The organism is Dyadobacter flavalbus, assembly GCF_006149045.1.
Classification (GTDB): domain Bacteria; phylum Bacteroidota; class Bacteroidia; order Cytophagales; family Spirosomataceae; genus Dyadobacter; species Dyadobacter flavalbus.
This window is the reverse complement of the sequence record NZ_VBSN01000006.1, coordinates 89,647-101,324: the sequence shown is the minus strand read 5'-3', so window position 1 is coordinate 101,324 and position 11,678 is coordinate 89,647. Positions and strand designations below refer to the sequence as shown.

The 11,678-nt window shown below is 42.0% G+C and carries 11 protein-coding genes and 1 tRNA gene; 2 read left to right on the top strand and 10 right to left on the bottom strand.

The window, feature by feature from the left end:
• Positions 1-27: 27 nt before the first annotated feature.
• From FEM33_RS00505 to smpB, 5 genes are all read right to left on the bottom strand, one after another.
• Positions 28-1,335, bottom strand: a complete 1,308-nt coding sequence (locus tag FEM33_RS00505) for a c-type cytochrome (RefSeq protein ID WP_139010170.1) — start codon at positions 1,333-1,335, stop codon at positions 28-30.
• 271 nt (positions 1,336-1,606) lie between these two features.
• Positions 1,607-1,677, bottom strand: a tRNA-Cys gene (locus tag FEM33_RS00500).
• An 84-nt stretch (positions 1,678-1,761) separates the two neighbouring features.
• Positions 1,762-3,585 (bottom strand): 30S ribosomal protein S1, encoded by a 1,824-nt coding sequence (rpsA, locus tag FEM33_RS00495; RefSeq protein ID WP_139010169.1) that lies wholly within the window; start codon positions 3,583-3,585, stop codon positions 1,762-1,764.
• A gap of 191 nt (positions 3,586-3,776) precedes the next feature.
• Positions 3,777-4,286, bottom strand: a complete 510-nt coding sequence (locus tag FEM33_RS00490; protein ID WP_138283220.1) for an HNH endonuclease — start codon at positions 4,284-4,286, stop codon at positions 3,777-3,779.
• A gap of 100 nt (positions 4,287-4,386) precedes the next feature.
• Positions 4,387-4,845, bottom strand: a complete 459-nt coding sequence (smpB, locus tag FEM33_RS00485) for an SsrA-binding protein SmpB (protein WP_139010168.1) — start codon at positions 4,843-4,845, stop codon at positions 4,387-4,389.
• Positions 4,846-4,964: 119 nt separating this feature from the next.
• On the opposite strand from smpB, the gene FEM33_RS00480 reads away from it, so the two are divergent.
• Positions 4,965-5,384 carry a nuclear transport factor 2 family protein gene (locus FEM33_RS00480; protein WP_139010226.1) on the top strand — a complete coding sequence of 140 codons (420 nt, stop codon included), beginning with the start codon at positions 4,965-4,967 and terminating at the stop codon, positions 5,382-5,384.
• Here the strand turns inward: FEM33_RS00480 and FEM33_RS00475 are convergent, their stop codons facing one another.
• Together FEM33_RS00475 and accD are read right to left on the bottom strand one after the other, a co-directional pair.
• The gene (locus FEM33_RS00475; protein ID WP_139010167.1) at positions 5,385-6,362 is read right to left on the bottom strand and encodes a radical SAM protein; all 978 of its coding nucleotides are present in this window, start codon (positions 6,360-6,362) and stop codon (positions 5,385-5,387) included.
• A 1-nt stretch (position 6,363) separates the two neighbouring features.
• Positions 6,364-7,206: an acetyl-CoA carboxylase, carboxyltransferase subunit beta gene (gene accD / locus FEM33_RS00470; protein ID WP_139010166.1), complete on the bottom strand. Its 843-nt coding sequence runs from the start codon at positions 7,204-7,206 to the stop codon at positions 6,364-6,366.
• Positions 7,207-7,454: 248 nt separating this feature from the next.
• Here accD and FEM33_RS00465 point away from each other — a divergent pair, with 248 nt between their 5' ends.
• Positions 7,455-7,997: an NADPH-dependent FMN reductase gene (locus FEM33_RS00465; RefSeq protein ID WP_139010165.1), complete on the top strand. Its 543-nt coding sequence runs from the start codon at positions 7,455-7,457 to the stop codon at positions 7,995-7,997.
• Positions 7,998-8,027: 30 nt separating this feature from the next.
• Here the strand turns inward: FEM33_RS00465 and ftsZ are convergent, their stop codons facing one another.
• From ftsZ to FEM33_RS00450, 3 genes are read right to left on the bottom strand one after another with little or no spacing between them, the layout of a single operon-like run.
• Positions 8,028-9,470, bottom strand: a complete 1,443-nt coding sequence (gene ftsZ, locus FEM33_RS00460; protein WP_139010164.1) for a cell division protein FtsZ — start codon at positions 9,468-9,470, stop codon at positions 8,028-8,030.
• Between the two features lie 41 nt (positions 9,471-9,511).
• Positions 9,512-10,864 (bottom strand): cell division protein FtsA, encoded by a 1,353-nt coding sequence (gene ftsA, locus FEM33_RS00455; protein WP_139010163.1) that lies wholly within the window; start codon positions 10,862-10,864, stop codon positions 9,512-9,514.
• A 15-nt stretch (positions 10,865-10,879) separates the two neighbouring features.
• Positions 10,880-11,656 carry a cell division protein FtsQ/DivIB gene (locus FEM33_RS00450; protein WP_139010162.1) on the bottom strand — a complete coding sequence of 259 codons (777 nt, stop codon included), beginning with the start codon at positions 11,654-11,656 and terminating at the stop codon, positions 10,880-10,882.
• Positions 11,657-11,678 lie beyond the last annotated feature (22 nt).

Below are 11,678 nucleotides of genomic sequence, written 5' to 3'. Positions count from 1 at the left end.
TTGTATTCGGGTATTAATATTTTTTAATTAATAATGGCATTTAGAACACTCCAACCCACCTATATCTGCCACTTTAAGTGCTTCCTTGCTTTCTCCTGAGTGCAACTGTACCAATTTATCGTAATACTTGTTATCTTTTGTATTTACTTCAGTTTTACGGTGGCAATCAATACACCAGCCCATTGTCAGTGAAGAACGTTGTTGTATAACTTCCATCTTTTCAACATCTCCGTGGCAGTTCTGGCATTCCAGACCACCAACATTAACATGTTGAGCATGATTGAAATAAGCCAGATCCGGAAGGTTGTGTACCCTTACCCATTCGATTGGCTGGTTATTTTCAATAGATGTATAGATTTTCTGAATTTCCGGAGATTCTTTCTTGATAACTCCATGGCAGTTCATACAAATGTTGGCGGAAGGAATATGTGCAGATTTCCCTCTGTTCACACCTGTATGGCAGTAATTACAATCAATTTTATATTCACCTGCATGTAACTTGTGTGAAAATGCAATCGGTTGCTTCGGGGCATAACCCTGCTGAACGCCAACATTATAAGCGCCGTCTATTGTCGCTTTAAGCACCAGCAGTACAAAAATCCAGATGGTTGCAGATCTTATAGCAGGATCACCAGCTATTCCTTTAAGGGAATTGCCTAGCCTTGCCATAAAATCACCCTTGTTAACATTTTCTGTTTCAGTACCAACCGCTTTTGAAAGCAAGGATACAATCACCAGCAGCACACCCAGAACCAATAGCATAACAACTACGAGAGCTGCAAGTACAAGCACAAACAAATCAGAGGGCCCGCCACCTTGAGCAGAGGCAGAACCACCGGAAGTTGCACCTCCGGCAGCTGGTGCAGCAGCCGCAGCAGGCGCCGCAGTTCCTGCTTTATCAATATAAGCAAATATTCCCTTTATATCATCATCCGATAAATTAGGAAAACTTGTCATTTGCGCCTTGGCATATTCATTATAGATTTTTACCGCATAAGGATCTCCTGCTGCAATTACAGCCTGAGAGTTGCGTACCCATTTTGACAACCAGGCAAAATCATGACGCGCACTTGCTCCCTTCAGACCAGGTCCGACAACCCGCTCCTCCGTTACAGCATGACATTGCGCACAGTTATTTTTAAATAAAGCTTCACCTTTTGCAGCATCGCCACCGCCTGCTCCTCCTGCTGGAGCTGCTCCGGCTGCTGCAGTACTATCTTGTGCATGCACCAAGACAGGCAAACTTAATAACATAGCTATTACTATAGCTACAAAAGTTTTTGAGTAATTTGAGAAGGAACAAGACTCAGCGTCCTTTCGAAATGGTATATACATAATCAACTATTCATTATTCTTCAACAGACAAAACTAGCTCACGATTTTTTATCCACAAAAGTATTTTGGCACTATTTTGACCCTCCAACTTATTTATAATTTGTCTAATTTAAGAGCTTTGTGTTAAATTAACATTATCCATTTTAAGGCCTTATAGCCAAGCTTTTAACAGAAAAAATGCCATTTGTAAAACGTATAGACCGTTTTTACCAAATGGCATTTTTCTTTTGTTTTATATACGTTGCAAGTACAGGAATATACTTACGTTCTGAGGTTCCGAGCGGATTCGAACCGCTGTACGAGGTTTTGCAGACCTCTGCCTAGCCACTCGGCCACGGAACCAGTTTGGATTAGCTGCTACCAGCAGTGATATCAGCTAATCCGGGTGCAAAAGTATTAAAATTTTTCTCTACTCCGCACTTATAACTATTTTTTTCCTTTCTTTTCGCTTTCTTCCATCTGTTCTTTCAAAGCAGACAGTACGCTAAGGTCACCGAAAGTTGATTTTTCACCTTCCTTGCTTGAGCTTTCTGTTGTTGCAGGGCTTTTTGCAGGAGCTGCCGCCGGTTTAGCAGATTTATCTTCTTTCTTCTCTTCTACTGCAGGAGCAGCTTTTACCTTAGAATGCGTAAGAACAATCTTCTTTTCATCTTTCAGGAACTCAAGAACAGTAAAGTCAAGGCTTTCACCTACCTCTGCAAATGTTCCATCTTCTTTTGCCAGATTTTTGATTGCTGCAACACCTTCAATTCCGTAAGGAAGTTCAAGCGTAGCAAATTTGTCACCTTTTGCTACAATGGTGCTCTTGTGAACAGATCCAACTTCAAAAATGGTTTCGAAAGTATCCCATGGATTTTCTTCCAGTTGTTTGTGGCCTAATGCAAGACGACGATTTTCTGCGTCCAGCTCAAGAACTACAACTTCAAGCTCATCATTCACTTTTACAAAGTCAGAAGGATGCTTGATTTTTTTGGTCCATGAAAGGTCAGAAACGTGAACAAGGCCGTCTATACCTTCTTCAAGCTCGATGAACAAGCCGAAGTTTGTAAGGTTACGAACAACACCTTTGTGACGTGTTCCAATTGCATATTTTTCTTTAAGCGAACCTTGTGTCCATGGATCTTCAGTAAGCTGCTTGATTCCAAGTGACATTTTGCGCTCCTGACGATCCAATGTCAATACAACAGCACTGATTTCGTCGTTTACGTTCATGAATTCCTGAGGATTGCGCAGGTGCTGAGACCATGACATTTCAGAAACGTGGATCAAACCTTCAACGCCTGGTTTGATTTCAAGGAATGCGCCGTAATCAGCAACATTGACAATGCGTCCTGTAACTTTCGATCCAACCTGAATATCTTCATCCAGAGAGTCCCAAGGATGTGACTGAAGTTGTTTAAGGCCCAATGAGATACGCTTTTTCTCTTCATCGAAGTCCAGCACAACCACGTTCAGTTTCTGATCCAGTGACAACAGATCAGACGGGTGATTGATACGTCCCCATGAAATGTCCGTAATGTGCAAAAGACCGTCTACACCGCCAAGGTCGATAAACACACCAAAGTTGGTCATGTTTTTGATCACACCTTCCAGTACCTGACCTTTTTCAAGGTTGTTCAGGATTTGCTGACGCTGTGCTTCAAGATCTTTTTCAATCAGTATTTTGTGAGATACAACTACGTTATCATTTGCATAGTTAATCTTAACCACTTTTACCTCCATGCGCTTTCCGACAAAAATATCGAAATCACGGATTGGCTTCACATCAATTTGTGAACCTGGCAAGAAAGCTTCGATGCCGAATATATCAACAATAAGACCACCTTTGGTTCTTCTTTTCACGTTCGCATCAATAACCACATCCTCGTCAAATGACTTCTGGATATTATCCCATGCCGTGATTACTTTTGCTTTTTTGCGTGAAAGTACAAGCTGACCTTGTGCGTCTTCCTGGTTTTCTACGTAAACTTCTACTTCATCACCGATTTTCATTCCGGGCAAATCACGGAATTCATTGGATGATACAATGCCATCAGATTTGAACCCAATGTTAAGGATCACTTCACGATCCGTAATACCAACTACAACACCTTTTACTACTTCTTTTTCCTGAACCGGAGAAAGCGTAGTTTCATACATTTGTTCCAGACGGTCACGGTCAGCATTTGAATAACCTGTACCAAAACCTTTGTCTGCTGCTTTATCCCAATCGAAATCAGGAATTGGTTGATTTTGTATTTCCTTAGACATAAATAGGAATTATTGCTCTGTATACATCAGCTCCCGAGCTAAATAGCTGAAAATTAGTTAAAAAAGTTTTTTTTGAAAAAATCAGAGTGCAAAGGTACAATTTTTCCCAAATAATTTCGATAGGGAAAACATAAATTATGCAGAAAAGCAAAGCATTCGGATGAATGCTGCATGGAGGAAGAAAAAGATAATCAGTAAGTTCTTTCTTTGACGCCCAGATATGGCAACCATTCGTCGTCTGCCAAACCGGAAAAGTCCCGAATAAACATCAGGAAAGAAGGCCGAAAAGGACGCTGGCGAAGCGGCATGCCCATTTCTTCCGGTGTATGATCCCCTTTTCTGGAATTGCATCGTTTGCAGGCAGTGGCAAGATTATCCCACGTTGTTTTGCCGCCTCTTGATTTCGGAATCACATGGTCCAGAGTCAGGTTGTCGTGCGTTCCACAATACTGACAACGGTTGCCGTCGCGTTTGAAAAGATTCTGCCGCGTCATCACAACTCCTCTGTACGGAATGTGAATATAACGGTTGAGACGAATAACGACCGGCATCGGATACTGGTCCTTAACGGTTCTCAAATATTGCTTCTGAGATTCGGCGAGCATTTCAGCCTTATTCATATAGACTAAAAGAAACGCCTTTGGAACTGTGCAAATACTTAACGCACTATAATCTTGATTAAGAACCAGTACTTTGCCCATAAGCCCTTTAGGTGTTAATTCTGACAATATAAGAATTTTTCAGCATAAAAAACGCTCCAGAAATTCTATTATTATCAATAAACATCAGGCAATCTGCACCTTAGTAGCCTATACGCTCATTCTCCCGCTTAATGTCTTTTTCCTTTATAGAATCCCTTTTATCGTAAAGCTTTTTACCTTTTGCCAGTGCAATATGCAATTTTGCAAACCCGCGTTCACTTGTAAACAACCTTACGGGAATTATGGTCAAACCCTGATCTTTGAGGTTTTCTGTCAATCTCTTTTTCTCCCTTTTGGTAATTAACAGCTTCCGATCGCGCATCGGATCGTGATTATAATGTGTTCCTTCTGTATAGGGCGAGATATGCAGGCTCCGTATAAACAGCTCTCCGTCCATAAAAAGACAGTAAGCATCCTGAAAATTTACTTTTCCCTGCCGTATGGATTTGATCTCGGTTCCGGTCAGCGCCATTCCAGCGGTAAATTCTTCAAGGAAAAAATATTCGAATGAAGCACGTCTGTTACGTATATCTACTTTTTTTACTATTTTTTCCGACATATTAAATTCTTTATTAGCCAAAGAGGCGCAAAATTAACGCTTTGCCAAAACTATACCAACATATGAAATTTACACATTCCTGTTCTTTAAAGAACCTTGTCCTGCCTGTACTATTCTGTATGCTTATTGCAAATGTTGCAAAAGCACAGGAAACTGCGAACGTGCGCAAGACCGTTGATCTTTTGTTTGACGGGATGAGAACGGGCGATTCCACATTATTGCGAAAAGTTTTTAATCCCGGTTGCTCACTGACTTCTTTTTCCAGAAATGAAAAGGACTCGGTTGTCATTCACAGAAGTGATGCAGAGAGTTTTATCAAAGCAGCAGGAAAGCCGCACAAGGAAATATGGGATGAAAAAATCTATGATGTGAAAATACTTGTGGATGATATGACGGCAACGGCCTGGGCTCCGTACAAATTTTATCTTGGCGATACATTTTCACATTGCGGTGTAAATGTATTTTCCATGATCAAAACGAAAAGCGGGTGGAAGATTTATGAAATAAAAGATACACGCCGAAAAACAGCATGCTTGTAGCTAAAATCGCACCATTTGTTTCCACGTGCCTTTGATACGGTTGTACTTGATTGTGCTGGGCAATGCTTTCCACCAGTATTTGTTCATTTCTACGGCGAAAGACGGCTGCATGTAGCAATTGATCGCACAGCCTTCACAAGCCGGCAATTTTCCTTCAAGCGCCACCAGCTTTTGCACTTCGTCAGAATGGTACAGATCGAAAAGCTTTCCTTCAATCGGAAAGTCTTTCAAGCCTAAATGATAACAGGGCAGAACAAGCTTGTTTTCAGGAGAAATTACAATGGTCGTACTGGCTGCCTTGCAAACCGGATCAGAAACTTTATTTCCGCCATCGAGCCGCAACTGGATAAATGCTTCGTTGAGATAAACATTTTTCTGCTTTCCCCACCATGTCAGTTCGTTCAATGCTTCGTGAGAAAGACTGGAACCCACGTTATTGTATTCAAAAACCGGATTAAGAATCAAGATCAGGTTATTCGGCAGACAAATTTCTTCCCACATCTGCCGTATTTTATGGACATTGTCTTCAAATACGGTAAAAATAATGTCCGGCCTTTCGCCAAGAGACTTGGCAACGGCAATGGATTCCATTACTTTATCAAAACACTTCACGTTTCTTGACTTGTCGTGCTCCTCGCGATCCGGAGAATCCAGCGAAAAATGAAGCATGTCAACAAGCCCTTTCAGCTTTTCTGCATACTTGGGATAAAGCAGGCCGTTACTTGTAACGGTTGTTATCATTCCCTGCGATTTGGCTTCTTTCAGCAGTAAATCCAGTTGCCGGTGGAGCAAAGGCTCTCCGCCGGTAAAATCAATAACCTTGACGCCGAGTCTTTTCAGATCCCGGATGTTCTCTCTCAGATTTTCAACCGTAATATAAGGCGAAGGTTTTTCCCATATGTCACAGAAACTACATGATGCATTGCAGCGGTAAGTCACATAGTAATTGCAAAGGACAGGATGAGAAATCAAACGCATATCAACGCAGCATGGTAAGCAGGCTTGTCAGTTTATCCTTCAGATCTTTCCGGTCAACAATGAAGTCCAGAAATCCATGTTCCAGAACGAACTCGGCGCTCTGAAATCCTTTCGGAAGATCTTTGCCGATGGTCTCGCGGATAACACGCGGTCCGGCAAAACCGATCAATGCTTCCGGCTCGGAAATATTGAAATCGCCCAGCATCGCATAAGAAGCAGTTACACCTCCGGTTGTCGGATCGGTAAGTAAAGAAATATATGGAAGTTTTGCTTCTGACAATTGCGCAAGCCTTGCAGAAGTTTTAGCCATTTGCATCAGCGAAAACCCGGCTTCCATCATGCGCGCCCCGCCGGACTTGGAAATCATCAGAAACGGAAGTTTGTTTTCCAGCGCATATGTAATGGCACGAGCTATTTTTTCACCAACAACCGAGCCCATTGATCCGCCAATGAAATTGAAATCCATACATGCGATTACAATTTCCAGATCATTCATTTTTCCATAAGCCGAACGCACAGCATCTTTCAAGCCTGTTTTCTGCATCGTTGACCTGATCCGGTCCGGATACGCTTTTGTATCGACAAACTGAAGCGGATCTCCGGAAGTCAGATTTGCATCCAGCTCGGTGAATTGATTATCATCAAACAGAATGCTGAAATATACCTCCGAGCCTACTTTTTCATGATAGTTGCAATGCGGACAAGTAAAAGCATTCTGCTTATGTTCTCTGGTTGGTGTAATTTTTTTGCAATTGGGACATTGATACCATAATCCATCAGGCGCCTCGCGCTTCATTTCTGTTGGTGTATTAATGCCTTTCTCTTTCCGAATAAACCAGGACATATTATTCTGTGGGTTAATACTAATAAGAGCTTGAAAACTAAGCCGTTAATATATTTTCATAATGAATAAGAACCTCAAATATAACAATAATTGTTCGCTAAAGTGAAAGCATGACAATTATCGTTCGTGTTATCTACTTCTGTTTTTGTAGCATCCGGCTTTGTTTGAACAAATTTGGTCATAAATTGTTACTAAAACATAACTACTCACCCGGATAAACCATACCTGCTTTTATCAATATTTCAGAAATGACATTACCAACTTCTCCAATTGTGATTATTGTCGGGACAAACAGACCGAATTCCATGTCGCGAAAAATTGCCGAGTATTATCAAGACATTCTGAATCAGCTTCATGCGCCCAGTATAATTCTGGATCTGGTCAACCTTCCGCACGATTTTACAGTCTCTGCATTGTATGAGAACTCCGGAAAAAACGAAGAATTCAACAGCTTGAAATCACTTCTGGAGCAAACAGACAAGTTCGTTTTTATTGTTCCGGAATATAACGGATCATATCCGGGCGTATTAAAAGCATTTATAGATGGATTGCCTTATCCAAACAGTTTTTCAAACAAAAAAGCAGCATTGGTTGGATTATCTTCCAACATGCAGGGCGCTGCGATTGCCATGAGCCATTTAAACGATGTATTCAGCTATTTGGGCATGAATACGTTAGCGCTTAGGGTAAAACTTGCACAAATTCGTAATCATTACAGCGACAAGGTTATTTCCAATGCATTGTATAAAGAATTGCTGGAAATCCAGGCGGGTCAATTAATTCACTTCTGAAATAAAAAAAGAGCGCCTTGCGCTCTTTTTTTATTTCAACCAATGTTGTTCCATTTCGCTGGCCGGGATGGCAGGCCTTTTCCAGAGCTCCACTCTGCTCCTGCGGTAAGCCGGGCCTTCCAGATCCGAGTATTTAACAAGTCCGTCTTTAAAAGACTTGATCATTAATTCCAGATTCTCCGTTTCTTCATTCGACCAGTCTCTGTTCTCTTCGGTATGATGAGAAACAGATACATTCTCCGGCCTGTATCCTGTTGAAACGATATCTTCTTCAATAACAAGGTCAATTGTGCTTGTGGGTGTATTTACTTCCAGCTCACTGGTCAGGACCAATTCCTGAGCAGCAGTATCAATCATGTTTTTGGTGCCATAATTAAATTCAATAACCGGCTCGATCTTTTTGCCTTTGTTACCGTTTCTCAGTTCGATTCCCGGAATCGGAGATTCAATGCTGTCAAAACCTGCTGCTACGATTGTTACTCTCAATTTATCGCCAAGAGAATCGTCCGTAATGGTTCCAAGCTTGAACATACGGGCTTCACCTCCAACTTGTGAAAGGACATAACGCCAGATTTCGCGCTGCTCTTTCATAGTCGCTTCTTTTTTCTTGCTGGTAGCCAAAGTCACAAGTATGCGTTTTGCACCACGAATGTCTCTGTCATTAAGCAGCGGTGAATCAAGTGCTTCCCTGATGGCAGTCTGGGCACGGTCAGCTCCGGTGGATTCAGAAGTTCCCATAACAGATTGCCCGGCATTTTTCAGAACTTTTTCAACGTCTTTAAAGTCTGTATTGATATTTCCGTTTGTCGTAATGATTTCGGAAATACTTTTGACTGCATTCAGAAGAATTCCGTCTGCTTCGGCAAATGCCTGCGTCAGCGTCATATCTTCATACAGTTCTTCCAGCTTATCGTTCAAAACCACAAGAACGGTATCGCTGTACTCCTTAAGCTGCTCAATTCCTTCCAGCGCCTGTTCTTTTTTGTCAAGTCCTTCCCAGGTATAAGGCGCAGTCACAACGGCAACGGTAAGTTTACCCATTTCCTTGGCCAGCTGCGCAATTACCGGCGCGGCACCCGTTCCGGTTCCGCCGCCCATACCTGCGGTAATAAAGACCATCTGAATAGAACCTCCCAGCAAACCTTTGATTTCTTCAATTGTTTCCAAAGCGGCTTCCTTTCCCTTGGCCGCATCTGTGCCGGCACCAAGGCCCTGCGTCAGTGTTGCACCCAATTGAATTTTTACAGGAACCGGACTATTTGCAAGAGCTTGGCGATCTGTGTTGCAAACGGCAAATTCCACATCCTTGATTTTATTCTCGAACATGTAATTAACCGCATTACTTCCTCCTCCGCCAACTCCTATCACCTTAATGATTGCAGGCTCATTCCGGCTTGCATCATTAGGTTGATCTTTTATGATTTCATTCACAATGTAGTCCTGATCTAAAGAGTGCAACAAGCTAGTATTCATAATTTCGACGTTGATAAGGTGCTACTTATGCTTTATATTTTTCAATAGTCTCCCAGGCTGTCATCTTTTTTACCGATAAGGCTGTTGATATTATCCCAAAAGCTTCCGCCGGATTTTTTTACCGGCTCTTTTACTTCTTTCGGTTTTTCTTTCTGAACAATGCCCGTATTGAAAGCAGTTGCCGGCTTGCATACGGATTTTACTCTGGGATCAATCGGTTTAAGGCCTGCCCACGCAAGCCCTATTGCTGTACTGAATGTCGAATTGCTTACTGCATCTGCCTTGGCGGTACGTTCCAGATTTTCCGGATAACCCACTCTGACAGACATATCGGTCACTTTTTCAAAAAGCACTTCTATTTCATCAATGTTTGCAGAACCGCCGGTAAGTACAATTCCGCCAATAAGTTTGTCGAGGTATCCGGATTTTATAATTTCCGCATACACCATTGCAGCGATTTCCTTCAATCGCTCCTCAATGATCAGGGCCACATTTTTTTTCAGTACCTGCTTTGGCGGCCTGCCGGCCAAGAAATTCACAAGCACTTCAATATTCAGAGGAATATCAGCAGAGACAGCGGCTCCGTACTCTTTCTTTAATTGTTCCGCATTTTCAAGCTGAATTCCGCATCCAATGGCCAGATCACTGGTTATATGCCTGCCTCCGATCGGGAAAGATGCAATATGACGGATTATACGGTCCTGATAAATAATCAGATCCGTTGTATGATCACCGATATCAACCAGTGCAATGCCGGCCTTTATTTCATTGTCTGTAAGAACTGCAAGACTTGTGGCAAGCGGACCGAAAACCATTTTGTCGCATTTCAGATTCTGATCCGCATCTGCCAGACTTTTTTTAGTGCGCTGAATGGACTGGTTATTTGCTGATATAATCAGGAAATTTCCGCCCAGTTTGATTCCGGTTCTTCCCACAGGCTCACGAACACCCACGGAATTATCCACAACAAATTCCATCGGCAACACATGCAGCACATCGTAATTGGGTTCGATTTTGGCCCGGTACATATCATCCACCAGCTGATCTACATCTCTCTGGGTTACTTCTTCTCCCGAGGAAGCCGACGGACGTATTACGCCATCGCTGTGGGCACTGATTTTTACCTGTGTACCTCCGAAGCTGACATTTACAACACCTATATCAAGATCTGACCGTAACGATGCTTCTGACAATGCTTCTCTGATTGCACTTCCGACTTGTTTTATATTTTCAACAGAACCATTAACGACCGCTCCTGCAGGCACAGGAACTTCGCTGAAACCTAAAATCTCAATATTGCTTTGGCGAGATCCTGATGATGTTCCCTGTGCAGCAACCACGGCTATTTTCGTGCTCCCGATATCTACTCCAACTACAATTTTGTCGTGTGCCATGCTGATGGTGAATTATTATTCACAAACTATTTGATCTTGAAATTTAACACTTATTCTTTTATATCTGCTCCAGTCCTGGCTTAGTACTTTTCCATAAAACATTCTCAGTTTTTTGAACTTTGGCTCAAAATTCTCTGCTGTACCAAATTCTATCTTCTGATCGCCTAAAACCGTCAGAAAATGAATTTCACCATCTTTGTCAACGTCCAGCTGAGCTATTTGTGCTTTCCAGAAAGGATCTGTATTAAGAAATCGTAACAGAGCTACCATTGAAGCTCCTTTTTTTGTCTCTAGATTCTTAGGATTTTTGAAAAAAGGTCCGGATACCAGTAAGGTTCTTGCTGAGTAACTTTCTGAAAGTGGAAAAAAAACGCCTTCTTCATTGATATAATAACCCGATGTATTTTGCAATTCTTCGTTCTGAGAGGTATGGATCCATCGTGCTAATGGCCTCTCCTGCTCAACTTTGACTACGATATTACCCTTTAAATCCCGAAATACCTGACATTTCTTTATCAATTTATTTCTACGTACCCGATTCTCGAGATCATGCAGGGCTACATCGTCCAGTTTGTTGCCCATCAATGGGTCTCCTCCGTTCTCTGTCACAAGCATTTGAACGTCCATCTGATTCAAAAAGCGCGTACCCGAATCACCCTGAATATCTATCACCAGATTTGTACATCGTTGATTACCAAGCTTATTTTCCGCCATACCTATGCCTATAACCGGCATAATGAGCCACAAACTACGTTTAAACAAAAGCCATGGATAGTCAAATTTACGTAACATCTTAGTAATATTAAAAATGCTT

What these genes read in the sequence shown, in the direction of transcription:
- FEM33_RS00505 (WP_139010170.1), bottom strand. Translation starts at nt 1,335, where the DNA reads ATGTATATACCATTTCGAAAGGACGCTGAGTCTTGTTCCTTCTCAAAT.
- rpsA (WP_139010169.1), bottom strand. Translation starts at nt 3,585, where the DNA reads ATGTCTAAGGAAATACAAAATCAACCAATTCCTGATTTCGATTGGGAT.
- FEM33_RS00490 (WP_138283220.1), bottom strand. Translation starts at nt 4,286, where the DNA reads ATGGGCAAAGTACTGGTTCTTAATCAAGATTATAGTGCGTTAAGTATT.
- smpB (WP_139010168.1), bottom strand. Translation starts at nt 4,845, where the DNA reads ATGTCGGAAAAAATAGTAAAAAAAGTAGATATACGTAACAGACGTGCT.
- FEM33_RS00480 (WP_139010226.1), top strand. Translation starts at nt 4,965, where the DNA reads ATGCTTATTGCAAATGTTGCAAAAGCACAGGAAACTGCGAACGTGCGC.
- FEM33_RS00475 (WP_139010167.1), bottom strand. Translation starts at nt 6,362, where the DNA reads ATGCGTTTGATTTCTCATCCTGTCCTTTGCAATTACTATGTGACTTAC.
- accD (WP_139010166.1), bottom strand. Translation starts at nt 7,206, where the DNA reads ATGTCCTGGTTTATTCGGAAAGAGAAAGGCATTAATACACCAACAGAA.
- FEM33_RS00465 (WP_139010165.1), top strand. Translation starts at nt 7,455, where the DNA reads ATGACATTACCAACTTCTCCAATTGTGATTATTGTCGGGACAAACAGA.
- ftsZ (WP_139010164.1), bottom strand. Translation starts at nt 9,470, where the DNA reads ATGAATACTAGCTTGTTGCACTCTTTAGATCAGGACTACATTGTGAAT.
- ftsA (WP_139010163.1), bottom strand. Translation starts at nt 10,864, where the DNA reads ATGGCACACGACAAAATTGTAGTTGGAGTAGATATCGGGAGCACGAAA.
- FEM33_RS00450 (WP_139010162.1), bottom strand. Translation starts at nt 11,656, where the DNA reads ATGTTACGTAAATTTGACTATCCATGGCTTTTGTTTAAACGTAGTTTG.